Source organism: Actinopolymorpha sp. B17G11, assembly GCF_040196095.1.
In the GTDB taxonomy this organism is placed as follows: Bacteria; Actinomycetota; Actinomycetes; order Propionibacteriales; family Actinopolymorphaceae; genus Thermasporomyces.
The window spans coordinates 56,227-81,323 of sequence record NZ_JBEFTW010000023.1 but is presented as its reverse complement, the minus strand read 5'-3'; the positions used below and the strand labels follow the sequence as shown (position 1 = coordinate 81,323).

Annotated in this window: 22 protein-coding genes; 17 read left to right on the top strand and 5 right to left on the bottom strand. The window is 68.4% G+C overall.

Annotated features, from left to right (window positions below; all coding sequences use genetic code 11):
- The first annotated feature begins 24 nt into the window (after positions 1 to 24).
- The 10 genes from pafA to ABN028_RS22265 all read left to right on the top strand — a co-directional run bounded on the left by pafA (position 25) and on the right by ABN028_RS22265 (position 10,260).
- Entirely contained in the window at positions 25 to 1,386 is a 1,362-nt protein-coding gene (pafA, locus tag ABN028_RS22310) for a Pup--protein ligase (protein ID WP_349328546.1), read from the top strand.
- A gap of 150 nt (positions 1,387 to 1,536) precedes the next feature.
- On the top strand, positions 1,537 to 2,472 hold the full coding sequence (locus ABN028_RS22305; RefSeq protein ID WP_349328547.1) for an FKBP-type peptidyl-prolyl cis-trans isomerase: 936 nt from the start codon (positions 1,537 to 1,539) through the stop codon (positions 2,470 to 2,472).
- A 155-nt stretch (positions 2,473 to 2,627) separates the two neighbouring features.
- Positions 2,628 to 2,750: a hypothetical protein gene (locus tag ABN028_RS22300; protein ID WP_349328548.1), complete on the top strand. Its 123-nt coding sequence runs from the start codon at positions 2,628 to 2,630 to the stop codon at positions 2,748 to 2,750.
- Positions 2,747 to 3,715, top strand: coding sequence for a helix-turn-helix transcriptional regulator (locus tag ABN028_RS22295; protein ID WP_349328549.1), 969 nt, complete (start codon positions 2,747 to 2,749; stop codon positions 3,713 to 3,715). Before ABN028_RS22300 ends, ABN028_RS22295 begins: the two co-directional genes overlap by 4 nt.
- Before the next feature lie 46 nt (positions 3,716 to 3,761).
- Entirely contained in the window at positions 3,762 to 4,760 is a 999-nt protein-coding gene (locus tag ABN028_RS22290; RefSeq protein WP_349697969.1) for a helix-turn-helix transcriptional regulator, read from the top strand.
- A 142-nt stretch (positions 4,761 to 4,902) separates the two neighbouring features.
- Positions 4,903 to 5,160: a hypothetical protein gene (locus tag ABN028_RS22285; protein WP_349697968.1), complete on the top strand. Its 258-nt coding sequence runs from the start codon at positions 4,903 to 4,905 to the stop codon at positions 5,158 to 5,160.
- Between the two features lie 10 nt (positions 5,161 to 5,170).
- Complete coding sequence (gene tatA / locus ABN028_RS22280) at positions 5,171 to 5,440, top strand: twin-arginine translocase TatA/TatE family subunit (protein WP_349328552.1); 270 nt, start codon at positions 5,171 to 5,173, stop codon at positions 5,438 to 5,440.
- A 55-nt stretch (positions 5,441 to 5,495) separates the two neighbouring features.
- A complete protein-coding gene (tatC, locus tag ABN028_RS22275; protein WP_349328553.1) occupies positions 5,496 to 6,371 on the top strand; it encodes a twin-arginine translocase subunit TatC in 876 nt (291 codons plus the stop codon).
- Positions 6,372 to 6,491: 120 nt separating this feature from the next.
- Positions 6,492 to 7,433 carry a diacylglycerol kinase gene (locus ABN028_RS22270; protein WP_349697967.1) on the top strand — a complete coding sequence of 314 codons (942 nt, stop codon included), beginning with the start codon at positions 6,492 to 6,494 and terminating at the stop codon, positions 7,431 to 7,433.
- A gap of 85 nt (positions 7,434 to 7,518) precedes the next feature.
- A complete protein-coding gene (locus ABN028_RS22265; protein WP_349697966.1) occupies positions 7,519 to 10,260 on the top strand; it encodes a DEAD/DEAH box helicase in 2,742 nt (913 codons plus the stop codon).
- 44 nt (positions 10,261 to 10,304) lie between these two features.
- On the opposite strand, the gene ABN028_RS22260 is transcribed toward ABN028_RS22265, so the two are convergent.
- Positions 10,305 to 10,772: a YbaK/EbsC family protein gene (locus ABN028_RS22260; protein WP_349697965.1), complete on the bottom strand. Its 468-nt coding sequence runs from the start codon at positions 10,770 to 10,772 to the stop codon at positions 10,305 to 10,307.
- A 79-nt stretch (positions 10,773 to 10,851) separates the two neighbouring features.
- The gene (locus ABN028_RS22255; protein WP_349697987.1) at positions 10,852 to 11,769 is read right to left on the bottom strand and encodes a 5'-3' exonuclease; all 918 of its coding nucleotides are present in this window, start codon (positions 11,767 to 11,769) and stop codon (positions 10,852 to 10,854) included.
- 86 nt (positions 11,770 to 11,855) lie between these two features.
- Here ABN028_RS22255 and ABN028_RS22250 point away from each other — a divergent pair, with 86 nt between their 5' ends.
- The 5 genes from ABN028_RS22250 to ABN028_RS22230 all read left to right on the top strand — a co-directional run bounded on the left by ABN028_RS22250 (position 11,856) and on the right by ABN028_RS22230 (position 17,121).
- Positions 11,856 to 12,980, top strand: coding sequence for a M24 family metallopeptidase (locus ABN028_RS22250; RefSeq protein ID WP_349697964.1), 1,125 nt, complete (start codon positions 11,856 to 11,858; stop codon positions 12,978 to 12,980).
- Between the two features lie 197 nt (positions 12,981 to 13,177).
- The gene (locus tag ABN028_RS22245; protein ID WP_349328558.1) at positions 13,178 to 13,618 is read left to right on the top strand and encodes an Lrp/AsnC family transcriptional regulator; all 441 of its coding nucleotides are present in this window, start codon (positions 13,178 to 13,180) and stop codon (positions 13,616 to 13,618) included.
- 80 nt (positions 13,619 to 13,698) lie between these two features.
- Positions 13,699 to 14,856 (top strand): TRM11 family SAM-dependent methyltransferase, encoded by a 1,158-nt coding sequence (locus tag ABN028_RS22240; protein WP_349697963.1) that lies wholly within the window; start codon positions 13,699 to 13,701, stop codon positions 14,854 to 14,856.
- Positions 14,857 to 14,862: 6 nt separating this feature from the next.
- Positions 14,863 to 15,888, top strand: coding sequence for a non-homologous end-joining DNA ligase (gene ligD, locus ABN028_RS22235; RefSeq protein WP_349328560.1), 1,026 nt, complete (start codon positions 14,863 to 14,865; stop codon positions 15,886 to 15,888).
- Between the two features lie 201 nt (positions 15,889 to 16,089).
- Positions 16,090 to 17,121 (top strand): trypsin-like serine peptidase, encoded by a 1,032-nt coding sequence (locus ABN028_RS22230; RefSeq protein ID WP_349697962.1) that lies wholly within the window; start codon positions 16,090 to 16,092, stop codon positions 17,119 to 17,121.
- Between the two features lie 113 nt (positions 17,122 to 17,234).
- On the opposite strand, the gene ABN028_RS22225 is transcribed toward ABN028_RS22230, so the two are convergent.
- From ABN028_RS22225 to ABN028_RS22215, 3 genes are all read right to left on the bottom strand, one after another.
- On the bottom strand, positions 17,235 to 17,657 hold the full coding sequence (locus tag ABN028_RS22225; protein WP_349691727.1) for an acyl-CoA thioesterase: 423 nt from the start codon (positions 17,655 to 17,657) through the stop codon (positions 17,235 to 17,237).
- Positions 17,658 to 17,746: 89 nt separating this feature from the next.
- On the bottom strand, positions 17,747 to 19,789 hold the full coding sequence (locus tag ABN028_RS22220) for a GTP-binding protein (protein ID WP_349697961.1): 2,043 nt from the start codon (positions 19,787 to 19,789) through the stop codon (positions 17,747 to 17,749).
- 143 nt (positions 19,790 to 19,932) lie between these two features.
- Positions 19,933 to 20,955 (bottom strand): LacI family DNA-binding transcriptional regulator, encoded by a 1,023-nt coding sequence (locus ABN028_RS22215; RefSeq protein WP_349697960.1) that lies wholly within the window; start codon positions 20,953 to 20,955, stop codon positions 19,933 to 19,935.
- 210 nt (positions 20,956 to 21,165) lie between these two features.
- Between ABN028_RS22215 and ABN028_RS22210 the strand changes: the two genes are divergently transcribed.
- Positions 21,166 to 22,260, top strand: a complete 1,095-nt coding sequence (locus ABN028_RS22210) for an endo-1,4-beta-xylanase (protein WP_349697959.1) — start codon at positions 21,166 to 21,168, stop codon at positions 22,258 to 22,260.
- Between the two features lie 275 nt (positions 22,261 to 22,535).
- Positions 22,536 to 24,959, top strand: a complete 2,424-nt coding sequence (locus ABN028_RS22205; RefSeq protein ID WP_349697958.1) for a beta-xylosidase/alpha-l-arabinosidase — start codon at positions 22,536 to 22,538, stop codon at positions 24,957 to 24,959.
- Positions 24,960 to 25,097 lie beyond the last annotated feature (138 nt).

The following is a 25,097-nucleotide window of genomic DNA, read 5'->3' as shown; positions in this document are numbered from 1 at the left end:
CCCCGACGACATAGTGTGGTGACCATGGATCGGCGCATCTTCGGCCTCGAGAACGAGTACGGCGTTACCTGCACGTTTCGAGGCCAGCGCCGGCTTTCGCCCGACGAGGTCGCCCGTTACCTGTTTCGTCGGGTGGTGTCGTGGGGGCGGAGCAGCAACGTCTTTCTCCGCAACGGTGCACGTCTCTATCTCGACGTGGGAAGCCATCCTGAGTACGCCACCCCCGAGTGTGACTCCATCACCGACCTGGTGACGCACGACAAGGCCGGGGAGCGGATCCTCGAAGGGCTCCTGGTCGATGCGGAGCGTCGGTTGCGCGAAGAGGGCATCGCCGGCGATGTCTACCTCTTCAAGAACAACACCGACTCGGCCGGCAATTCCTACGGCTGCCACGAAAACTACCTCGTCAGCAGACACGGCGAGTTCTCCCGTCTTGCCGACGTGTTGATCCCCTTCCTCGTCTCTCGGCAGATCGTCTGCGGCGCCGGCAAGGTGCTGCAGACTCCTCGTGGTGCGGTCTACGCGGTCAGCCAGCGGGCTGAGCACATCTGGGAGGGCGTCTCGTCGGCGACCACGCGGTCGCGCCCGATCATCAACACCCGCGACGAGCCGCACGCCGATGCCGAGCGCTACCGGCGGCTGCACGTGATCGTCGGTGACTCCAACATGTGTGAGGCGACGACGCTGCTGAAGCTCGGCGCCACCGACTTGGTGCTCCGCATGGTGGAATCCGGGCTGGTCCTTCGCGACCTGACACTGGAGAACCCGATCCGTGCGATCCGCGAGATTTCGCACGACATCACCGGTCGTCGCAAGGTCCGCCTGGCGAATGGCCGTGAGGCGAGCGCCCTGGAGATCCAGGAGGAGTACTTCACCAAGGCGCGCGACTTCGTCGAACGCCGCGAACTGGCCACGCCGACCGTCACCCGCGTCCTCGACCTGTGGGAACGCACGTTGAAGGCGGTCGACTCCGGTGACCTGACGCTGGTCGACCGCGAGATCGACTGGGTGGTGAAATACCGCCTGATCTCCCAGTACCGCGAGAAGCACGGGCTGTCGCTCAACAGCCCGCGGGTCGCTCAACTCGACCTTGCCTACCACGACATCCACCGCGACCGCGGCCTCTACTACCTGCTCGAACGCCGGGGCGCGGTGACGCGGCTGACCAGCGACCTCGAGGTGTTCGAGGCGAAGTCGGTCCCGCCGCAGACGACCCGGGCGCGGCTGCGTGGCGAGTTCATCAAGCGCGCTCAGGAGCGTCGGCGCGACTTCACCGTCGACTGGGTGCATCTGAAGCTGAACGATCAGGCGCAACGCACCGTTTTGTGCAAAGACCCGTTCCGCAGTGTTGACGAACGCGTCGAGAAACTTATCCAGAGCATGTAGGTGGGTAGGTATCTGTCAGCGCCTGACCCAGGTCCGCTGCGCGGGTTGTCACCGGCGTAACGGGGTGCCCCGGCCGTTCTCAGTTTCGGGGTCTAGGGTGAGCCGTTGTCCGTCCGTCGTCCCCGTCTCCGTCCACTTGAGGTGTCACTCGTGCGTCATCGTTTCCTTGCTCTTGTGTTGACGTCCTTCCTGGTCGTTGTGGCAGCAGCCTGTGCTTCGTCACCCGAGGCCGCTCCCAAGGGCATCGACCTCGTGAGCGTCGAGGGCGACGCTGGCAAGAAACCTTCGGTGACGTTCGAGAAACCGTTCAAGACGACCAAGACCCAGTCGAAGGTGCTCAAGGAAGGCAAGGGGAGCAAGGTCACCGAGGGCCAGGAGGTGATCGTCGACTACGTGGGCGTCAACGGTCGTGACAGCAAGGAGTTCGACTCGTCCTGGAAGCAGGGCCAGTCGGTGACCTTCGGCCTGCAGAAGGGCCGGCTGATCAACGGCTTCTTCAACGGTCTGGTCGGCAAGTCGGTCGGCGACCGGGTGCTCGTGACCATGCCACCCAAGGACGGTTACGGCCAGCAGGGCCAGCCCAACGCCGGCATCAAGGGCACGGACTCGCTCGTCTTCGTCATCGACGTGAAGGACGCCTACACGCCGCTGCCGCTGGCCAAGGGAGAGGCGGTGTCGCCGCCGGAAGGCCTCCCGACCGTCAAGGTGACCGACAAGGGAGTCCCGGAGTCGGTCACTGTGCCCAAGGGTGCCAAGGCCCCGACGAAACTGACCGCCCAGCCGCTCATCACAGGCGACGGGCCGAAGGTCGAAGCGAAGACGACCGTCAACTTCCACTACACCGCGGTCAACTGGCGCACCGGCAAGGAGTTCGACTCCTCCTGGAAGCGCGGCCAGTACGAAAACCTTCCGCTCGGCCAGACCACGGTCACCGGTCTCCGCGAGGGTCTTGTCGGCCAGACGGCGGGTAGTCGCGTCCTCCTGGTCGTCCCCCCGGACAAGGGCTTCGGCCGTGACCTGCAGAACACGGACGTGAAGAAGACCGACACCGTGGTCTTCGTTGTCGACATCCTCGGCCCCACGTAGGCCGCAGGCGCCAGGCCTCGTGACGATCGGACAGCGCGAGGATCGGGCCTTCGAGAGTCGGTCCTTGCCGGCGCGGGTGAAAGTCGGCAAGGACACGCGAATTCACCCGCCACTCCCACCACTGTCGATCACCTGGGTGCGGTACCGTCGCCCGGGTGGTCGCTAATGTGTTCGACTGGGCGGTAGTGGGGGCGGGCCTCGACGAGCGGCGCTCGTTGGTGGCCGGAACCCACACCGAACGCCGGCCGGCCACGTCGAAGGGGGGTGAGCGCGCATGACGCCCCGCAAGTCCGAGCGGCTGATGAACCTTGTCATCTGCCTGCTCGTCTCGCGGCACTTCGTGCCCAAGGCCAAGCTCCGCCAGCTCGTGGAGGACTACCGCGAGCAGGCGCCTGAGGCGTTCGAGAAGATGTTCGAGCGCGACAAGGAAGAGCTTCGCGACCTCGGCATCCCGATCGAGATCGGGTCGGTGGCCTCCGGTTTCGACGACGAGGTGGGTTACCGGATTCGGCGAAGCGAGTTCGAGCTTCCGCCGCTGACCTTCACCGCCCAGGAGGCGGCGATCCTCGGTCTGGCGGCGCGGGTCTGGCAGCACGCCAGCCTCGCGGAGGCCACATCGAGGGCGGTCCTGAAGCTCGGCGCCGATGGGCTCGACACCGACACGACGCCGCTGGCGGCGCTGGAGCCCCGGCTACCGGCCGGCGAGCCGGCGTTCGAGCCGTTGTGGCGAGCCGTGCAGGCGCGCACCGTGGTGTCGTTCGACTATCGCCGGCCAGGTGCCGCCGGTCCTCAGCACCGGCTGTTCGAACCGTGGGGCATTCTCAACTGGCGAGGCCGTTGGTACGTCGTGGGCCACGACCAGGACCGCGGTGCGACCCGGATGTTCCGGCTCTCCCGGATCGTCGGCGCCGTCCAGGTCATGAGTGGCCCGCGGGCGTTCAGCGTCCCGGAGGGCGTCGACATCCGCGCCGAGGCCGCCCGGCTCTCGTCCCCTGAGGACCATCGCCGTACGGCTCGGGTCAGAGTTCGTTCCGGTGCCGGCAACGGGCTCCGCCGACGGGCGTCGTCGATCACTCCCGACGCTCCGGGATGGGATGTCGCCGAGGTGGCGTTCCACGACCTGGGCGCACTGGCGGACGAGATCGCGGGATATGCCGCCGACGTGGTGGCGTTGGACCCGCCCGACGTCCGCGAGGCCGTGATCCGGCATCTGAAGGGCCTGCTGGTGGAGGTCGCGCGATGAGCGAGACGCAGGTGCACTGCACGACCCGAGGGAACCAGGTGGTCCAGTGACGTTCGCATCCACCCGCTCGTCCGGTGGCGGAGCGAAGGAGCAGGTACGCCGGCTGCTTGCCCTGCTGCCGTATCTCCTCGCCCATCCCGGCGCCCGGGTCGCCGACGTGGCTCGCGTTTTCGGCATCACCGAGAAGCAACTCGTCGCCGACCTCGGTGTGCTGTGGTTCTGTGGGCTCCCGGGCATGATGCCGGGCGACTACATCGAGGTCGACATGGACACGGTGGAGGGAGAGGGCGTCATCCATGTGTCCAACGCCGACTTCCTCGCTCGGCCGCTGCGCCTGTCCACCGACGAGGCGCTGGGGTTGCTGGTCGCGTTGCGGGTGCTCCGCGAGACCGGCCAGGTGACCGAACGCGAGCTCATCGACCGCGTGATCACCCGACTGGAGGAAGCCGCGGGCCAGGCGACCGGTGCGGTCGACAAGGTGGCCGTACGCGTGGACACCTGGGAGGACCCGCAGGTCCGTGCCACCGTACGACAGGGCCTCGAACAGCGGCGACGCCTCCACCTGCGCTACTGGGTGCCCACCCGCGACGAGACCACGGAGCGCGACGTCGACCCGATGCGTCTTGTCCTCTCGGACGGGTGGACCTATCTCGAGGGCTGGTGTCACCGGGCCGAGGACGTCCGTCTCTTCCGGCTCGACCGGGTGGCGAGCGTGGACCTGCTCGACGCCGTGGCGGCACCCCCGCCGCAGGCCCGGCCCCGTGACCTGTCCGCCGGGCTGTTCCAACCCTCGCCCGACGATGCGCTCGCCACGATCGAGCTGGATCCGCAGGCCGCCTGGGTCTCGGAGTACTACCCGTGCGAAGAGGTGACCGAGGCCGCGGACGGTTCGCTGCGGGTCCGGTTGCGGGTGGCCGATCCGCGCTGGCTCCGCCGCCTGGCGCTGCGCCTCGGCGGCGCGGCCAGGATCGTGGAGCCGGCTGACCTGGCCGAGGCTGTCCGCGCGGACGCCGTGGAGGCTCTGGCGGCGTACGAGACGACCTGAACGGGGGACCTGGTGAGGCGCCGGAGGGGTGGAGCCGGGCGGGTATGGGACCGGCCACCGGGCGGTGCGGCGCGCCGCGCCGCCCGCTAGGGTGCAGCAGGTGAAGTGGGTGTGGCTGTTCGGGGGTATTGCCCTATTCGCTGTGATTTTCTACGCCCTGCTCGGGTTGTGGTTCTGGCGGCGGGCAAAGGCGCTGATCCTCGAGCTCGAGGAGTCCGAGCGCAAGCTGCAGGCTGCCTACCCGGCCGACGGGGAGCTCGAAGCCGACGACGAAGACGGGTCGGCGGCTGCCGCGGGCGAGGTCTCGCGCGAGCCTGCCGGGGACGGTCAGCGCAGGAGACCCGTGCCTGGACCCTCGGCGGGGAACAGGGCGTACCATCGATCGAGAACTGCCGACTGAGAGGCCCGTCATGCCAAATCTTGGACCCACCGAACTCATCATCATCGGAGTCGTCCTCGTGCTGCTCTTCGGTGCGACCCGGCTGCCGCAGACCGCCAAGGGTCTCGGCCAGGCGTTGAAGATCTTCAAGAAGGAGATCCGCGACGAGGACAAGCCGCAGGCCGACGCGCCCCCGCAGCCGATCAACCAGACCGCGAACGCGGCCAACACGACCAGCGCGAACGGTACTGGACAGACCGCCGCCCAGCCGGTCGAGGACTCCGAACGCACCACGCGGTGAAGGCGTCACCTCCACCGCATCACTCTGAGCTGCGCCGGGCCTACCTGGGGGTGTCGTGAGCCTCTCTCTCGGCCGGCTGCGGGGTTGGCGTACCCCCAAGCCGGAGTCTGACCCCGAAGGGCGGATGACGCTCGTCGAGCACCTTCGTGAGCTGCGTTCGCGCCTCATGAAGGCGGTCGGCGCGATCGTCCTCGGTGCGATCGTGGGCTGGTTCTTCTACGAAGAGCTCTTCCACCTGCTCGCGGATCCGCTCCGAGACGCAATCGACAGGATCAACGAGTCGCGCCCGGCTGGCGAGAAGATCAACGCGAGCCTCACCTTCAACGATGTCGCCGGTCCGCTCATGATGCAGCTCAAGATCTCGCTCATCGCCGGGCTGGTCGCGACGACGCCTGTCTGGCTCTATCAGATCTGGGCGTTCATCGTTCCTGGGCTGCACAGGAACGAACGCAAGTGGACCATGGTGTTCGTGGGCACGGCGGCGCCGTTGTTCATCGCCGGTATCGTGGTCGGTTATCTCGCCATGCCCAAAGGGCTGAACGTCCTGATCGATTTCACGCCTGTCGACGTGCTGAACTTGCCGACCGTGGATCGGTACCTGTCGTTCGTTATCCGGCTGTTGCTTGTCTTCGGGCTGGCGTTCGAGATCCCGATCTTCGTGGTGATGTTGAACGTTGTCGGGGTCCTCACTGTTGCCCGGCTCAGCAAGGCACGTGCGTGGATCATCTTCGGGATCTTCGTGTTCGCCGCGGTCGCGACCCCCTCGACGGACCCGATCACCATGCTTCTGCTCGCCACCCCGATGACGATCCTCTTCCTTGCCTCGGAGCTGATAGCACGCTTCATCGAGCGACGGCGACGGGCGAGGCTCATCGCGCAGGGCATCGACATCGACGCTATCGAGCGTGCGGGCCGGCTCGACGACGACTGAGCGACCCCACCAGAGGAGAACGTCGGAACGTCGGGATTGTCGTACGTCGACGACAACCATCGGGTGACGCTTGTCCGGACTGCATCACCAGCGCCCAGCCGATCACGCTACGCTCGCCGCGTGGATCGTGAGATCGTCGTTCTCGTCAACCCCACCTCCGGTCGTGGGCGCGGTGCCCGACTGGCTGACCCGGTCACCGAGCGGCTGCGTGAGGCAGGGCTCAACGCGCGGTGGGAGGCCGGCCGCGACGCCGCCGAGTCGGTTGACCTCGCCCGGCGCGCTGTCGCCCGCGGAGTCGACGGCCTGGTGATCATCGGCGGTGACGGGATGATCCATCTCGCCCTCGACGCGGTGGCCGAGACCGACACACCACTCGCGGTGATCCCCGCCGGCACCGGCAACGACCTTGCCCGGAGCCTCGGCATTCCCGTCCGTGACCCGCTGGCGGCGGCCGACATCGTGGTGGCCGGCCACACCCGGTCCCAGGACCTCGGCCGAGTAGTGAGAGTGGATGCGGAACCGGCAGACGATGCCAGCCACCCCGCTGCCAGGCACAGTGCGTCCGGCTGGTTCGCGACGGTCCTCTGCGCGGGCTTCGACTCGCGGGTCGCCGAACGCGTCAACCGGATGACCTGGCCGCATGGGCGGCTCCGCTACGACCTCGCGACGATTGCCGAGTTGGGCGCGTTCAGGCCGCAGCACTTCGGGCTCGAGTTCGACGGCGAGGCCGAGAACATCGACGCGCTGCTTGTCGCGGCGGGAGTGACCAACTCCTACGGCGGCGGGCTCCGCATCTGTGAAGGTGCCGATCCCACCGACGGTCTCCTCGACATCACCGTTGTGGGTGCGGTGCCCCGCCGCGATCTGGTGCGCGTCTTTCCCAAGCTCGCCAAGGGCACCCACGTCGGCCACCCGGCCGTGACGGTGTACCGCGCCAAGCGGTTGAGCATGGCCTCGGCGGACCTGGTGTCGTTCGCCGACGGCGAACGGATGGGGCCGCTCCCCGTGACCGTCGAGTGCGTTCCCGGTGCACTGACGGTCTTCGCCCCACCGCCCCGCTGACGCGCACCGCAGCCCTCGGGTGGCCGCCCGGCGTTTCGGGGACGCCGTCGGGCCCGTCGGCGAAGGGGGCCGTAGCCTGTAGGGCATGAGCTCCCCGGCGGAGCGGTACGCCCGATTCCGCGCCGACAGCCCGCAAGTCCGGTCGTTTCGACAGCTCTACACCTTCACATTCGACCCGTTCCAGGTCACCGCATGTCAGGCGCTCGAGGCCGGCAAGGGCGTCCTCGTGGCCGCCCCTACCGGCTCGGGCAAGACGGTGGTGGGCGAGTTCGCCATTCACCTCGCCCTGGAATCCGGCCGCAAGTGCTTCTACACGACGCCGATCAAGGCGCTGTCGAACCAGAAGTACACCGAGCTGGTCAACCGGTACGGTCCCGAGCGGGTGGGTCTGCTCACCGGCGACAACACGATCAACGGTGAGGCACCGGTGGTCGTCATGACGACCGAAGTGTTGCGCAACATGCTCTACGCGGGGTCGTCCACGCTCACCGGACTGTCCTACGTCGTCATGGACGAGGTGCACTACCTCGCCGATCCCTTCCGTGGAGCCACCTGGGAAGAGGTGATCATCCACCTTCCGGAGTCGGTACAGGTCGTGTCGTTGTCCGCGACGGTCTCGAACGCCGAGGAGTTCGGCGAGTGGCTCGCCACCGTGCGCGGCGACACCGAGATCGTCGTCGAGGAACGCCGACCGGTGCCGCTGTTCCAGCACGTCATGGTCGGCCGCCGGATGTACGACCTGTTCGCCGACACCGGCAAGCCCGACGCCCGGCCGCAGGTCAATCCGCAGCTGGCCAGGGTCATCCGTGACCACTGGCGGTTCTCTCGCCGCGACGATCGCGGCCCGCGGGGACGGGGTGGTGGGCGGGGAACGCGAGGGGGCAGCCGAATCGCGTTCACCCCGACGCGCCACCAGGTCGCCGAGAACCTCGAGGCGGAGGGGCTCCTCCCGGCGATCATGTTCATCTTCAGCCGGCAGGGTTGCGACGCCGCCGTTCTGCAGTGCCTCTACGCCGGCATCCGGCTCACCACACCTGACGAGGCCGACGAGATCCGGAGCTACGTCGAAGCGCGATGCGCCGACCTTCCCCAGGAGGACCTCGCGGTCCTCGGCTACGCCGAGTGGCTCGACGGCCTCGCCCGTGGCCTCGCCGCACACCACGCCGGAATGCTGCCGACGTTCAAGGAATGTGTGGAGGTGCTGTTCGCCCGAGGGCTGGTGAAACTCGTCTTCGCCACCGAGACCCTCGCCCTCGGCATCAACATGCCCGCCAGGTCGGTCGTACTCGAACGCCTGGTCAAGTGGAACGGCCAGGGCCACGCCGACATCACGCCTGGGGAGTACACCCAGCTGACCGGGCGGGCAGGCCGTCGCGGCATCGATGTCGAAGGGCACGCCGTCGTGCTCTGGCAGCCCGACCTCGAGCCCGCGAACGTCGCCGGACTCGCGTCGACCCGTACCTATCCGCTGCGGTCGAGCTTCCGGCCGTCGTACAACATGGCGGTCAACCTCGTCCGGCAGGTCGGCCGGGAGCGTGCCCGGGAGCTGCTCGAGTCGTCGTTCGCACAGTTCCAGGCCGACCGTGCAGTCGTCGGGCTCGCCCGCCAGGTACGCCGCAACGAGGAGGCGCTCGACGGCTATCGCGAGGCGATGCAGTGCGATCAGGGCGACTTCATGGAGTACGCCGCGATCCGCAGGGCGATCAAGGACCGGGAGAACTCGCTTGCCCGCCGGCGCAAGGCCGACCAGCGTGCGGAGGTGGTGGACTCGCTCGGCCGACTTCGCCCCGGCGACATCATCTCGGTCCCGGCCGGCCGACGCGCTGGGGTGGCCGTCGTCCTCGATCCCGGGCACGCCGCCGGTGGTGACGGTCCACGGCCCACCGTTCTGACCGCAGATCGGAGGGTTCGGCGGCTCTCACTCGTCGACTTCCCACTGCCCGTGGAGTCGCTCACCCGGATGCGGGTGCCCCGTTCGTTCAATCCTCGCAACGCCCAGCACAGGCGTGACCTGGCCTCCACGTTGCGGCAGAAGGCTCCGGACGAGGTGGGCGTCGCTCGCCGTACCGGGTCTCCGGCCGACGACGACTCAACGCTGCATCAGCTGCGAAGGTCGATGAGGGCCCACCCCTGCCACGGCTGCGCCGACCGCGAAGACCACGCCCGCTGGGCGGAGCGGTTCATCCGCCTCGAACGCGAGACCGAGAGTCTGAAGCGCCGGGTCGAACAGCGGTCCAACACGATCGCGCGCCAGTTCGACCGGGTCTGCGAGGTCCTGGACGAGCTGTCCTACCTCGAGGACGACCGCACCACGCCGGCCGGCGACCGGTTGGCCCGGATCTACAGCGAGCTCGACCTCGTGGCCGCCGAGTGCCTACGCCTGGGAACCTGGGACGATCTGAACCCCGCCGAGCTGGCGGCGTGCCTCTCGGCCCTGGTCTACGAATCGCGGTCCCCGGACGACGTCGGCCCGCCCAAGCTGCCCGGTGGTACGGCTCGGGAGGCGCTGGGCACCCTCGTTCGTATCTGGGGCGACCTCGATGCCCTCGAGTCCGACTTCCGGCTGGACTTCCTGCGTGAACCCGACCTGGGCTTCGCCTGGGCGGCCTACCGGTGGGCCTCCGGTGCGTCGCTCACCGACGTCTTGGACGAGTCCGGCCTGGCAGCTGGCGACTTCGTCCGCTGGGTCAAGCAGATCCTCGACCTCGCCGACCAGATCGCCGACGCGGCGGGGGAGGGTCCGCTGCGTCAGACCGCCCGCGCCAGTGTCGGCGCACTCCGCAGGGGGGTTGTGGCGTACGCGTCGGTCGGCTCCGACTCACCCTGAGGTCGCATTCGCCCTGGGAGTGGCTGGGCGGGTGACGTGCGGAGCTACGGACAGACCTCAGTGGCTTGCCCGCCGGTCAGCCGTAGGAGCTCGTCGAAGCTGGTGGGGAACATGCTCAGGTGGTCGCCGGCGCCCGCCCAGACGACGTCGTACTTCCCGAGCCAGACGTCGACCAACGTGCGGATGGGGGCGGGGTGGCCCACCGGTGCCACGCCGCCCACGCGCTGTCCTGTCGCCGCGAAGACGAACTCGGGCGTCGCCCGGCTGATCTTCGGGACGTCGAGCGACCGGGCCAGCCACTTCGTGTCGACGCGATGAGCGCCACTGGTCAACACCAGCAGGGGTTCGTCACCAGCCGCGAATACCAGGCTGTTGGCGATCGCGCCGACCTCGCAGCCGAGCAGGGCGGCAGCGGCGGCCGCGGTGGGGACCTCCTGGGAGAACGTGTGTACGCGACCCGCCGCACCCAGCTCTCGCAGGGCGGTGGCGACGCGGTCGGATTCTGCACTCATGTCCGCAACCTAGCGTCAGCAGGCGCCGTCCGGCACGCCAGTTTCAGGGGGCCCACCAGGCCACCCGGGTGCTGCTCGTTCAGCTGGCCGACTGGGCGAGCGCCGTCACCACCCGCTCCGCTGACGAGCCAAGTCCCCATCGCTCGCGGAGGTCGGCCCACGCGGCCGGGTCGACCGGCTCGGAGGGGAGCACCGGGTCGGGGAAGTCCGGCATGGCGGCGTCGGGAGCGACCACGACCACCTTGCGAGCAGCCTCGAGATAGCCAGCCGCCTCCCGGATCTTCAGGCGTACACCTGGCGCCATCGGACCTGAGTCGTCAGCCGCCGCGACGATGATCGCGTCGAGGTCGCCGTAGCCCTTGACCAGGGACGCCGCGGTCTTGTCGCCCACGCCGGGAAGTCCCGGCAGCCCGTCGGACGGGTCGCCGCGCAGGACCGCGAAGTCGGCGTACAACCGGCCCGGAATGCCGTATTTCTTCTCCACCCACGCCTCGTCGACGAGCTCCAGTCTGCTCATGCCGCGTGCGGTGTAGAGGACGCGCACCCCACGCGCATCGTCGACGAGTTGGAACAGGTCGCGGTCGCCGGTCACGACGTCGACCGGCATCCTCGCCCGGGCGACCAGCGTTCCGATCACGTCGTCGGCCTCGCACTCGGGCGCACCGACGACGGCGATCCCGAGCGCCGCGAGGACCTCGCGGATGATCGGCACCTGTGTCTCCAGGGCGTCGGGTGCCTCCTCGACGTCAGGCCCGCCGGGCACGACCTCCGCGACCCGGTGGGACTTGTACGTCGGCACCAGATCGACCCGCCAGGCTGGGCGCCAGTCGTCGTCCCAACAGGCGACGAGGTGGGTGGGACGGTGGTCGCCGACCAGCCGGGTGATGAAGTCGAGCAGGCCGCGGACGGCGTTGACCGGTGTGCCGTCGGGTGCCCGCACCGAGTCGGGTACGCCGAAGAACGCGCGGAAATACAGCGCAGCCGTGTCGAGCAACATCAGGCGCGCCGAGCCGGAACCGGAGGTACGGGAGTTCGTCACGTGTCAGATCGTGGCACGACCCGCCGACGTTCTACAGTGACGGGGTGACCGTGACTCCACCCACAGCCGACCTCGAAGCCCGGCTCTCCCGCGCCCGCGGCGCGGCCGCGTCGGCCGGCGTCGACGCGCTCCTCATCTCACCGGGCCCGGATCTGCGCTACCTGACCGGCTACGACGCGAAGGCTCTCGAGCGGCTCACCTGCCTTGTCCTGCCCGTCGAAGGCACGCCCACGCTCGTCGTCCCTGCCCTCGAACACCCGGCGGCCGAGGCCTCGAGCGCCTCTGATCTCGGCCTCGACCTCGTGCCCTGGCAGGAGACCGAGGATGCCTACGCCCTGGTGGCCAAGCTGCTGCCGGGCGTCAACCGGGTCGCCGTAGATGACCACATGTGGGCTGAGAAGGTTCTTGCGTTCCGGATCGCGCTCCCTGGAGCCGAACAGTCGCTCGCCGGCGAGATCCTGCGCGAGCTGCGGATGCGCAAATCGGCTGCAGAGGTCGAGGCGCTGCGAGCGGCCGGTGCCGCGATCGACCGGGTCCACGCCCGGATCGCGGAGTGGCTACGCCCGGGACGTACCGAACGCCAGGTCGGCCGCGACATCTATGACGCGATCCTCGCCGAGGGCCACGTCCAGGTCGACTTCGTCATCGTCGGCAGTGGGCCCAACAGCGCCTCACCACACCACGAGCTCTCCGACCGGGTGATCGAGCGCGGCGACCCCGTGGTGGTCGACATCGGTGGGACCACGCAGGCCGGTTACTGCTCTGACGAGACGCGCACCTACATCGCCGGGGGAGAGGCGCCCGAGGAGTTCCGGGACTACTACGACGTCCTGCAACGTGCCCAGGCGGCTGCGTGCGCCCACGTCCGGCCCGGCGTCACCGCCGAGTCTGTCGACGTCGTGGCGCGCGACATCATCACAGCGGCCGGCTACGGTCCGGCGTTCATCCATCGGACGGGGCATGGCATCGGGATGCAGGGCCACGAGGACCCCTACATCGTTGCCGGCAACACGGTCGTCCTGGAGCCGGGGATGGCGTTTTCGGTGGAGCCGGGGATCTACCTCGAGCGGCGGCACGGTGCGCGGATCGAGGACATCGTGGTGGTGACGGACGACGGGTACGACTCGCTCAACCTGCGTCCCCGCGAGCTCGAGGTCATCGACGCCTGAACGTACCCACTGAACCGTGTGGATCCTCTTGGGTGGTGAATACCCGCGACGCCACAGGGGCCGACGTGCCGCCGAGCGCCCCGCCTTCATGATCATGAAAGAAAAGCGGTTGATACGCCGACAAATCTTCCGTGATCACGATCATGATCACGGGCGGGCTACAGGGTGGGGGTTCCTGGCGCGGTACGGTGTGCGGCGTGGAGCAGATCGATCAGCAGATCGTCCGGCTGCTCGCCTCCCATGGCCGGATGTCTTACACCGACCTGGGCAAGGTGACGGGCCTGTCCACCTCCGCCGTCCACCAGCGCGTACGCCGGCTGGAGCAGCGGGGCGTCATCAAGGGGTACGCGGCCGTCGTCGACTACGAAGCCCTGGGTCTGCCGCTCACGGCGTTCATCTCGATCCGGCCGATCGACCCGAGCCAGCCCGACGATTCACCGGACCTACTGATCGACGTGCCAGAGATCGAAGACTGCCATTCGGTCGCTGGCGACGAGAACTACATGCTCAAGGTGCGCGTCGCGAGCCCAAGCGCGCTCGAAGAGCTCCTCGCGAGGATTCGCGCCAAGGCCAACGTCTCCACCCGGTCGATCGTCGTCCTGTCGACGCCGTACGAACAGCGACCGCCGGCCGTCTGAGGCTGATCCGGGACCCACACGCCGGTACGCCTGCACGCCCGCACGGCCGGCGTACGGACGTCCTCTAGGCTGGCGACGCTATGGCGCATCGACCGGCACCCCCAGCCAACCGGGCCGAGCGGGCGGGCCGGGTTTCCCGCAGGACGGCCGACTCGACGCGGCGGATGTTCGTACTCGCGGTTCCCGGCCTCGCGCCACTCGTCAGGCGCGAACTCGCCGGGCTGACCGGCGTACGCGTCACCGACGTCGGCAACGACGGACGCTCCGATGTCCTGCTCTGCGAGGTCGCGCCCGGAGCGGAACGGCGCCTGCTTCGCCTGGCGAGCGTGGAGGACGTGTTCGCCGAGTTCGGGCGGACGTTGCGTTCGGAGGGGGATCGACCGCCCTGGATCGCGCGGCGGCTACTTCATACATCCCGGCTCGACAGCGGTGTCCAGCTCTGGCGTAGCCAGGGGGAGGCACGTTCGACGCGTGGGAAGGGCCAACGCGGCCCGCTGACCTATCGGGTCGTGGTCCGCGTCCTCGAGGAGCGCACGTGGCAGCGCACCCAGCTGCGCCGGGCACTCAGCGATGCAGTCGCCGCGGCCGAACCCCGATGGCGCACCGCCGATCCGGCCCAGGTGGAGCTGTGGACCGTGGAGTACACCCGCGGACGCTTCGTCGCCGGGGTACGCCTCACGACCGCCCAGCTTCGCCAGCACGGCGGACGGGCCACCGAGCGGACGGGTGCCCTGCGTCCCACGGTCGCCGCGGCGATGGTCGGGCTCGCCGGCACGCCACCGGAAACCGCCGGACAGGGCACGTTGCTCGACCCGTGCTGTGGCTCCGGCACGATCCTCGCCGAGGCGAAGGCGGCCGGATGGAGCGTGCAGGGCCGCGACATCGACCCCAGTGCCGCCTCGGCGACCCGCCGCAACGTCCGTGACGACCGCGACGGGCGGGCGGTGGTCGTGGCTGACGGAGACGCCAGGGAGCTGGACCTCGACGACGCGGCGGTCGACGGGTGCGTGTCGAACCTTCCGTTCGGGCGGCAGTACACCGTGCAGGGCGAGCCACGGGCATGGCTGCGCGACGTCCTCACCGAGATGGCCCGGGTCACCCGTGCCGGCGGGCGGATCGTCCTGCTGGCGCCGGACATCCCGAAGGCGAGCGTGCCGTCCGCGCTGCGGTTCCGCGACCGGTACGACCTCAGGCTGCTCGGTGCGCGGACGGCCATCTGGGTCTACGACCGGCGGTGACCTCAGGTGACCGCCGCCGAGGTTCTGGGGTTGCCCTACATCGCCCCCATGCTGGCCACACCGGGCACGATGCCACCACCGGCCGACCAGGAGCGTTGGGCGTTCGAGATGAAATGGGACGGCGTACGCACGGTTGCTTACGCCGCCCGTGACCAGGTGGTCCTGCTCGGGCGCTCGGGGCGCGACTTCACCTCCACCTACCCCGAACTCTCCGGGGTCACCATGGACGAGGTAGCGGGCGCGGAGGGCCTGGTCGTCGACGGCGAGGTCGTCGCGTTCGACGACCAGGGCAGGCCGAGCTTCGAACGGCTGCAGTCGCGCATGCACGGCCCGCCGCGCGGGCGGTCACGACAGTCCGGCCGGACGAGACAGGCCGGCCCGACGAGACAGGCCGGGACCGCGCCGGTCTGCTACCTCGTCTTCGACCTGCTCTACCTCCGAGGGCGTTCGCTCGTCGGCGAGCCGTACCACGTGCGCAGGGCACTCCTGCGCGACCTCGCCCTTCCCGCACCTGCCTGGCAGGTGCCGCCGGCGTTCGAGGGGATGGGTGCGGCAGCATTGGAGACGAGTCGCCGGCAGCAGCTGGAGGGGATCGTCGCGAAACGCCTCGACTGGGCGTACGAACCGGGACGTCGCAGTCCCGCGTGGATCAAGATCAAGCACGTACGCACCCAGGACGTCGTGATCGGCGGCTGGCGGATCGGAGCGGGATCCCGGGCCGGCACCTTCGCGTCCCTGCTGTGCGGGGTCTACGAGGGCGACCGCCTGGTCTATGCCGGCCGGGTGGGTACCGGGTTCACGCAGGCGCGCCTGAAGGCGCTCACGGAACGCCTTGCCCCGTTGGCGCGCGACGCTTCACCGTTCGACGAGTCCGTGCCGGCCGCCGATGCCAGGGACGCGCGGTGGGTCGAGCCGGTGCTGGTCGGCGAGGTGGCGTTCGCACAGTGGACCCGCGACGGCCGGCTCTGGCATCCCTCCTGGCGTGGGCTCCGCGACGACCGGGATCCCCGGGACGTCGTGCGGGAGTCCTGACCTCTCGGTCGCCCCGGCACTGGTGCCGTCGCGCGATTCACCGACCACAACGTGCCAAGGCCTGGCACCCGTTCTCGCCGGAGTCGTAACTTTTGTCCTAACCCTGGCAATCGTCACGTCCCTGACATCTGGGGCAGATACTTTCGTTTGGCACGGGGCACCCGAAGATCCCGACGGTTCATGCCAGAAGCGAGGCCCATCATGCGACTTCGTCGATCTCGATCAACGATCGTCCTCAGTCTCACCAGCCTGCTCGCGGCGACGCTCGTCGGCGTGGGCCTGTTGGTGCCAGCGGCAGCCGCCTCAGGCGTCGCCTCGCAGCAGTTCCAGGCGACGGACTCCGACCAGGTAGCGGTCCACCGGGTCGCCGCCTCGGCGCGGCAGGACGCCCAGGCGTCCTGGAGCGAACAGCGGATGCGCTCGGCGACACCCATGCACCGACTACTCGACCGGACCACGGCGCTTGCGTCACCGGTGAGCACTGTCAAGCGCGGGTTGCCAGCACTCATCCAGCCCACCAGGCAAGCAGTGTCCGACCTGATCCCGTTGGCGCTTCCGGAGACCGGTGGCGCGTGGTCGGGCGGCGGCGCTGTCACCAAGACCGCGGGCCGGGTGTTCTTCAACTTCAACGGCGCTGACGCCTCGTGCTCCGGCGACGCAGTCACGAGCGGGAACAGGAGCGTTGTCATCACCGCCGGCCACTGCGTGAAGTACGAAGGGACCTGGCACACCTCCTGGGTCTTCGTACCCGGCTACGACGACGGCGACCGCCCGCACGGGACATGGACGGCCAACACGACGCTGACCACACCGCAGTGGGAGGCGAGTGAGGACCTGAGCTATGACGTGGGTGCCGCTGTCGTCGACCCGTTGAACGGCCAGCGTCTCACCGATGCCGTGGGCGGCCAGGGCATCGCGTTCAACCAGGACCGCGGTCAGACGATGTACAGCTTCGGCTACCCGGCCGCCGATCCGTACGACGGCGAGAGCCTCATCTACTGCAGCGGCACCACGTTCGACGACCCGCTCTTCAGTACCGACCACGGTCTCAACTGCGACATGACCGGGGGCTCGAGCGGAGGACCGTGGTTCCTGCGGTTCGACGAGGCATCCGGTGCCGGGGTGCAGAACTCCGTCAACAGTTTCGGTTACGTCTTCCTGCCGGACGTGATGTTCGGGCCCTACTTCGGTAGCGAGGCGCAGGCGCTCTACAACGCGGCCGCCGCCCGGTGAGGGTGGGGCTCGCAGCGATCTGAGGGTGTCGTGGTCTGCGGACCACGACACCCTTCGATGCTCCCGGCGGTGCTGGCCGCCTCAGTCGGTAACGGCTGGCGATGCGGGGCCGGTCAGCCGTCGAGCGGGTCCGGGTTGTCGGCCAGCGCGCTCAACCGCGCCCTCGGGTCGGGGACCAACCGCCGCTCCGCCAGGTCGAGCAGGCCGCACACCGCCGTCAGCTCGGCCGCCAGCGTGCCATCGCTCAGGACGAACCGCTGAACGAGCCGGAACGACTTTCCCGCTCCCCACTCGAACGCACACGTCACGTCCACCAGGTCTCCACCACGCAACTCGCGCAGGAACCGGATCGTGGTTTCCATCGTGACCGGACCGACTCCGGTTGCCAGCAGCTTGTCCTGCTGAATCCCCATCGAACGCAGGAACTCCCAGCGGGCATGCTCGGCGTAGTGGAGATACTCGGCCTGGTTCAGATGTCCCTGGGTGTCCAGCTCGTACCCTCGGACGGTGATGGGCACCGCAAACGCCTCCGTCATGCCCTTCATCATGCCGCTCGTGCTGATGACGAACACCTCTCAGCCCTGGACTCTGTGCTCCACTGACGGCCGGCCGTTGGAGGCCTCGCTCATCGCCCGATGTTCTGCAGGTACTCCTTGCGGTTGAGCGGATTGTGGTCGGTCCGAGGGCGGGCCGGCACAGGCCCCCGGATGGGTTCGTACCGATCGAAGGAGCACTCGAGGACGCCCTCACCACGGGTGAGAGCCGGCAACCGCTGCTGCAGCTCATGTACCTTGGCCGCCGGGATCTCACCCTCCAGCACTGATGCGGAGCCCCGCGTCGAGGGCGAGTGTGGCACGGCACGCATCCTCGCGAGGTTGGGCAGGATCGATCCGAGCGCGTCGGCGGGAAACTCGAGGCGAAAGTGGTGCATCGGTTCGAACACCTGTGTTCCAGCCTGCTGCAGCGCGCTCATCAGAACCAGTGGGGTCAGCCGGCGGAAGTCGCCGGCAGAACTCGACGCCTTGCTCCAGCCGTACGGCGGCGGTGGCGTGTAGCCGGAGTGCGTGATGGTGACCGTGCAGTCCGTGACCTGCCAACCGTGGACTCCCTGCAGCAGCGTCTCGCGCACGGTCTCCTCGACCGCTCGCAGGAACGAGAACGGCAGGGAACCGAGCTCGATCCCCAGCCGGAACTCCACGCCGGCGCCGACCGGCGCCGGCTCGACCCGCAACCCGACAGTGGCGCGGAACGGGTTGGTCTCCTGGCCCATGAACTCAGCGACGGCACCGGTGCCGACGGGGCGTTCGATGCAGATCGTGGTGGTCTCACGGAAGGTGACGTCGACACCGTAGTCACCCGCCAGTGTGGCCTGGATGACCTCCTTCTGCACTTCGCCATAGAGCGAGACATGGATCTCCTGGCGGATGTCGTCCTGTCGCAGGTTGATCAACGGATCCTGCTCGGCCAGTTCGGTGAGTGCGGCATGCAAGGCGCCCTTGTCAGCAGGTCGGGACGCCGACACCACCGATTCCAACGTAGGCGGCGAGAAGTAGCCCCCGCCGTTCGCGGAACGACGGCCGACGGCGGTCTCGGTCGCCTCCGGGGTCGGCTCCGAGGTGGCTTTCGAGGTCGGGTCCGAGGCTGCGGACGAGGAGCCCACGTCGTCACCGATCCGGACCTCGGCAAGGCCCCAGAGCTTGGCGATCTGCCCGGCGGCCACCGAACTCCGCGAGGTGGCCGCGCCGCGCTCGAAAACGCTGATTCGGGTGACCTTTCCCTTGCGATCATCGCCGAAGTGCAGCCGATCGCGGGTACGCAGAGTTCCTGCGAACATGCGTACGTAGGCGATCTTCTCCCCGGCGGGACCGCGTTCGACCTTGAATACGGTGCCGGAAGCGGGCCCGTCAGCCCCACAGTCGGACGCGGGCAGCAACTCGGTCAGGCCCGAGATCAGCGGGTCCATACCGGCGCCGGTGATCGCCGAGCCGAAGTAGACCGGATGCACCAGGCATCGGCTCGTCTGCGCCGCAAGCTCCCGACGAAGGTGGAAGTACGACACGGCCGACTCGTCGGCCACGTAGGCGGCCAGGAAGGCGTCGTCACGGTCGGCGAGCAGCTCGACCAACCCCTCGGTGAAGACCTGATCCGTCGACCCGTACGCCGTGAAACGGCCGGAACGTGTGCCGAGGTCGTCGGCCGCACCCATCGCGATGATCGACGGCGTGAGCTTTGCCGCGATGTCCTTCAGCACCCCTTCGTACCTGGCGCCGTCGCGGTCGATCTTGTTGACGAAGAGGAGGGTCGGGATCCGCAGCCGCTGAAGAGTCCGCATCAACACGCGGGTCTGCGCCTGCACCCCCTCGACGGCAGAGATCACCAGCACGGCGCCGTCGAGCGCGCACAGGACCCGTTCCACCTCGGCGATGAAGTCCGGGTGTCCTGGCGTGTCGATCAGGTTGACCGTGACGTCACCGATGACGAACGACACCACCGCGGACTTGATGGTGATGCCGCGCTGGCGTTCCAGTGCCAGGGAGTCGGTTTGCGTACTGCCGTCGTCGACTCGACCGACCTCGTCGATGACACCAGCGGCGAAGAGCAACCGCTCTGTCAGGCTGGTCTTACCGGCGTCAACATGCGCCAGGATCCCCAAGTTCAACGTGCTCACGACGCGTCATGTCCTCGAGATAGGTGACAGAACCCTTCTGGATGGACACAGACGAACGACGCATTTCACACTCCTTGGAGAGTCAACTCTTGCCGGGAGTGAAGCAGACCGCCGTCAGGGCAGGCAACCGGTTTGTCAGAGGCTCAGGCAGCCGCCGGTTGCGCGGTGCTGTTGCGGATGACCAGATCCGTCGCGAGCTCGATCCGCGGGTTCTCTATCTGCTCACCCCTCGCAAGACGGAGGACAGTGCGGGCCGCGAGAGTGCCCATCTCGGACAGCGGCTGGCGTACGGTCGTCAGCGGTGGCGAGGACCAGCGGGCCTCGGGCAGGTCGTCGAAGCCGACGACACTGATGTCGTCGGGAACCCGGATGCCGCGTTGCCGGATCGCTTCGTAGAGCCCGAAGGCCATCTGGTCGTTGGAGGCGAAGATGGCCGACGGCCGCGCCTTGTGATCAAGTAGAGCGTTGCCGGCCTCGAAGCCGGACTGTGGATAGAAGTCGCCCTGCCATACCAACTCGTCATCCGCCGAAAGCTCGGCCGCTGCGAGTCCGGCGCGGTAACCGTCCAACCGTGCGCGGCTGCACCGCAGCCGGGGGGGTCCGGCGATGAAGCCGATCCGTTCGTGACCGAGCGCGAGGAGGTGCTCGGTGGCGGCGAGCCCGCCCGCCCAGTTGGTGGCACCGATGGTCGGCACCTCCAGAGGCGGTACCCCCGCCGTGTCGACCATGACGGTCGGAACGTCGAGCCGGTCCAGCTCCGCCTGCAGCGGCGCCTCCAGGCCGGAACCGACGAGGATCACGCCGTCGGTGGCCCGAGTCCGGACGTTCTGCATCCACTGACGTGCCGATGCGGCCTTGCCGTGGATCGCCGAGATCACGGTGCCGATGTGTGACGTGTGCGCGACATCCTCGATGCCGCGGATGATCTCGACGGCCCACGGACTGTCGAGGTCGTCGAAGACCAGGTCGATCAGGCTCGCGTGATCGCGCGGTCGGGGTTGGCGGCGGCGGTACCCGCGGCGGCGGAGGAGTTCCTCGACGCGTTCGCGTGTCTGTGGGGACACGTCAGAACGTCCGTTGACGACTCGAGAAACGGTGGGCACCGAGACACCGGCCTCGCGGGCGATCGCGGTGATGGTGACGCGGGATGCGGTGTCAGCGGCCACGAGCTTCTCCTTCGTTCGGAGGTCGGCGGTCGGGACTGCGGACGGGAGACGACTGAAAGTTTGCGGGACCGCCCCGACTAGACGTTCCCTCGGCAGCTGCCGTAATCCTGCCTGATCCACAGGCTTGACGTTACTTCTGGGCGTCTTTACCGTTCACGGCATCTTACGGAAGCTTTCCGGAAATACATCACTGTGACGGGAGATCTCCTGATGAAGGTGACCCGAACAGCTGTCGCGGGCATTGTCGCCGCAGCGGTCCTCATCACGATCGGCACGTCGACCGCGTCGGCTGAGGATGAACCAACCAGCGAGAACACGGCGACGGATCAGCCGTTGCGCGTCCTGGCAGCCAAAGCCGGGATCGCGTTCGGTACCGCGGTCAACATGGACGCGTACAACAACGACACGACCTACCGTGAGCTCATCGGCCAGGAGTTCTCGAGCGTCACGGCCGAGAACGTCATGAAGTGGCAGCTCCTCGAGCCGCAGCGAGGGGTCTACAACTGGGGTCCGGCCGATCAGCTCGTGCGCGTAGCCAACGAGAACGGCCAGAAGGTGCGCGGGCACACGCTCATCTGGCACAACCAGCTGCCCACCTGGCTTACCAACGGAGTCGCCTCCGGTGAGATCACACCGGACGAGCTTCGGCAGCTCCTGAAGAACCACATCTTCACGGTGATGCGCCACTTCAAAGGCAAGATCCACCAGTGGGATGTCGCCAACGAGGTCATCGACGACAGCGGCAACCTGCGCAACACGATCTGGCTGCAGAACCTGGGTCCGAGCTACATCGCGGACGCGTTCCGGTGGGCTCGCCAGGCCGACCCGGACGCCGCCCTCTATCTGAACGACTACAACGTCGAGGGTCCGAACGCCAAGGCCGATGCGTACTACGCCCTGGTCAAGCAGCTACTCGCCGACGACGTGCCGGTGCACGGTTTCGGAATCCAGGGCCACCTCGGTGTGCAGTTCGGCTTCTGGCCCGCGAGTGCGGTGGCCGACAACATGAAGCGCTTCGAGGCACTCGGCCTGGAGACGGCGGTCACCGAGGCAGATGTCCGGATGATCATGCCGCCCGATGAGGACAAGCTGGCCGCGCAGGCACGTGGCTACAGCACGTTGGTCCAGGGCTGCCTGATGGCCAAGCGCTGCAGGTCGTTCACCGTCTGGGGATTCACCGACAAGTACTCCTGGGTTCCGGGCACTTTCACCGGCCAGGGCGCGGCGAACCTCTTGGCGGAGGACTTCCAGCCCAAGCCGGCGTACTACGCCGTCCAGGATGACCTCGCGCGAGCCGGACGGTAGCGACGGCCGCTGCCGGACAGTAACGAGCCTGAGAGCGAAATTTTTCGGTCTCGACAACCTTGCTCTCGGCCCAGGCTGGAGGTGCTGGTGTGAGTGGTGACACCAGCACCTCCCGCTGACGGCCAGGTGGTGGCCACTCGACACGGGTGCGAGCCTTCCGGAAGGATGCCTGCAATATCGTCGATCGTTGCGATGGAGTGCGGTGAGAGTCGCGAGCCACCACTGGAGCAAGGCCGACACCTGCACGTGGTCGACACGACGGAGGACGGAGACCGATGCCGATCGACGACCCGCCAGCCCAGGACGTCGCCGGCCGCGACGGCCGGCCACCCGGTTCGGACGTGCCGACGTGGCAGGATCCTGCCCGGCCGGTACCTGCGCGGGTGGCGGACCTGCTGGCCCGGATGACACTCGAGGAGAAGGTCGCCCAGCTCTACGGAGTCTGGGTCGGTGCCGACGCTTCGGGCGGCGGGGTAGCTCCCCACCAGCACGACCTCGCCGATCCTGACCTCGACCTACGGGAGTTGATCGCCGCCGGCCTCGGCCAGCTCACGCGCCCGTTCGGCACCGCCCCCATCGCACCCGCCATCGGCGCTCGGTCGCTGGCCGCCACGCAACACGAGATCATGGCGGCAGGTCGGCTCCGGATCCCGGCGGTCGCCCACGAGGAGTGCCTCGCCGGCTTCATGACCTGGGGCGCGACCGTCTACCCGACAGCTCTGGCCTGGGGAGCGAGTTTCGACCCTGCCTTGGTCGAGAGGATGGCGACCGAGATCGGTGCGGCCATGCGCAGTGTCGGAGTGCACCAGGGGCTCGCACCCGTTCTCGACGTGACGCGGGACCCGCGCTGGGGGCGGACGGAGGAAACCATCGGCGAGGATCCCTACCTCGTCGGCACCATCGGCACCGCCTATGTCCGGGGCCTGCAGTCCACCGGCATCATCGCGACGTTGAAGCACTTCGTCGGCTACTCGGCATCCAAGGCCGGCCGCAACTTCGGCCCCGTCGCGGCTGGCCCACGCGAGTTGGCCGACGACCTGCTCGTGCCGTTCGAGATGGCCGTACGCGACGGCGGAGTGAGGTCGGTCATGCACTCCTACACCGAGATCGACGGTGTGCCGTCGGCGGCCGACGCGAGCCTGCTCACCGACTTGCTCCGCACGACGTGGGGTTTCGACGGCACTGTCGTGGCGGACTACTTCGGTGTCTCGTTCCTTGAACTCCTCCACGGCGTCGCGAGGTCCCCGGCCGAGGCGGCGGGCCTTGCGCTCGCGGCGGGTGTGGACGTGGAGCTGCCGACCGTCCGCTGCTACCGCGAGCCACTGCTCGATGCGGTCCGCTCCGGCGAGATCCGCGAGGAGATCGTCGACCTCGCTGCGGCCCGCGTCCTGCGGCAGAAGTGTGAACTCGGTCTGCTCGACGCGGACTGGGATCCCGGCCCGCCGGCAAACCTCGACGACATCGATCTCGATCCTCCTGAAGCGCGGGCGACAGCGCGGACCCTCGCCGAGGAGTCGGTGGTGCTGCTCGCGAACTCGGGTACGTTGCCGCTCCCACCCGAGCCGAGGCTCGCTCTGGTCGGCCCACTCGCGGCCGATCCGATGGCGATGGTCGGCTGCTACTCGTTCCCCTCGCACGTGGGGTCCAAGCACCCGGACCTGTCGCTGGGCGTCGAGATCCCGTCCGTCCTCGACGCGATCCGGGAGGAGCTGCCGCGGGCCACGGTGGATCACATGGCCGGATGCACTGTCTCCGACCCCGACGTGAGCGGGATCGCCGCGGCGGTGGAGGTGGCCAGCCGTGCCGACGTGTGCGTCGCGGTCGTCGGCGACCGGGCAGGACTGTTCGGGCGTGGCACCTCAGGGGAAGGCTGCGATGCCGAGGATCTCCGGCTGCCAGGCGTCCAGGCCGACCTGCTGGAGGCTCTGCTCGCCACGGCGACTCCGGTGGTCGTCGTGGTCCTGGCCGGCCGTCCGTACGCACTCGGTGCCTTCGCCGACCGGGCCGCCGCCGTCGTCCAGGCGTTCTTCCCCGGTGCCGAAGGCGGGGCTGCCGTCGCCGGCGTCCTGTCCGGTCGAGTGTGTCCGTCCGGGCGCCTGCCGGTAAGCGTTCCACGGACCCAGGGCGGCCAGCCCACGACGTATCTCGCGCCGAAGCTCGGCCATCGGACCAAGGTGAGCAACCTCGATCCCACGCCGCTCTATCCGTTCGGGCATGGCCTTTCCTACACCCGGTTCCGATGGAGCGACCTGCGGGTCGGCGGGGCGAGCGTCGCCGCAGATGGGCGCCTACGCATACCAACCGACGGGTGCGTGTCGGTGTCGCTCGTCGTCGAGAACACCGGAGACCGCGAGGGTACGGATGTCGTCCAGCTGTACCTCCACGATCCCGTCGCGCAGGTGACCCGCCCGGTCGTACGCCTGGTGGGCTATGCCCGGGTACCGCTCGAGCCGGGGGATGCCCGGCGGGTGGTGTTCGGGGTCCATGCGGACCTGAGTGCGTTCACCGGGCGGGACCTGCGGCGCGTGGTGGAGCCGGGGGACCTCGAACTCCGCCTCAGCCGGTCGAGCGCGGTGCCTGAGCTGGTCGTCCCGATCACTCTCACCGGCGACGAGCGGATCGTCGATCATCACCGGCACCTCTGCGCAGAGGTCTCCTTCAGCGAGATCTCCCTCACCGCTCCGGTCGACGCTACTTGACGGCGCCTGTCAGCTCCTGGTGGTTGTCGGACGCCGGAGGCCCGAACTCGTTCCGGTAGCACGAAACCCGACTCTGCCGCCGCCCGGCGAGAGGATTTCGTGCCTCGTGGAACGATGCGAAGGCACCGGCACCTGACG

Excerpts from the sequence above, each read along its gene's own strand:
- pafA (WP_349328546.1), top strand. The coding sequence starts at position 25 with ATGGATCGGCGCATCTTCGGCCTCGAGAACGAGTACGGCGTTACCTGC.
- ABN028_RS22295 (WP_349328549.1), top strand. The coding sequence starts at position 2,747 with ATGACGCCCCGCAAGTCCGAGCGGCTGATGAACCTTGTCATCTGCCTG.
- tatA (WP_349328552.1), top strand. The coding sequence starts at position 5,171 with ATGCCAAATCTTGGACCCACCGAACTCATCATCATCGGAGTCGTCCTC.
- ABN028_RS22265 (WP_349697966.1), top strand. The coding sequence starts at position 7,519 with ATGAGCTCCCCGGCGGAGCGGTACGCCCGATTCCGCGCCGACAGCCCG.
- ABN028_RS22260 (WP_349697965.1), bottom strand. The coding sequence starts at position 10,772 with ATGAGTGCAGAATCCGACCGCGTCGCCACCGCCCTGCGAGAGCTGGGT.
- ABN028_RS22255 (WP_349697987.1), bottom strand. The coding sequence starts at position 11,769 with ATGTTGCTCGACACGGCTGCGCTGTATTTCCGCGCGTTCTTCGGCGTA.
- ABN028_RS22240 (WP_349697963.1), top strand. The coding sequence starts at position 13,699 with ATGGCGCATCGACCGGCACCCCCAGCCAACCGGGCCGAGCGGGCGGGC.
- ABN028_RS22230 (WP_349697962.1), top strand. The coding sequence starts at position 16,090 with ATGCGACTTCGTCGATCTCGATCAACGATCGTCCTCAGTCTCACCAGC.
- ABN028_RS22225 (WP_349691727.1), bottom strand. The coding sequence starts at position 17,657 with ATGACGGAGGCGTTTGCGGTGCCCATCACCGTCCGAGGGTACGAGCTG.
- ABN028_RS22210 (WP_349697959.1), top strand. The coding sequence starts at position 21,166 with ATGAAGGTGACCCGAACAGCTGTCGCGGGCATTGTCGCCGCAGCGGTC.
- ABN028_RS22205 (WP_349697958.1), top strand. The coding sequence starts at position 22,536 with ATGCCGATCGACGACCCGCCAGCCCAGGACGTCGCCGGCCGCGACGGC.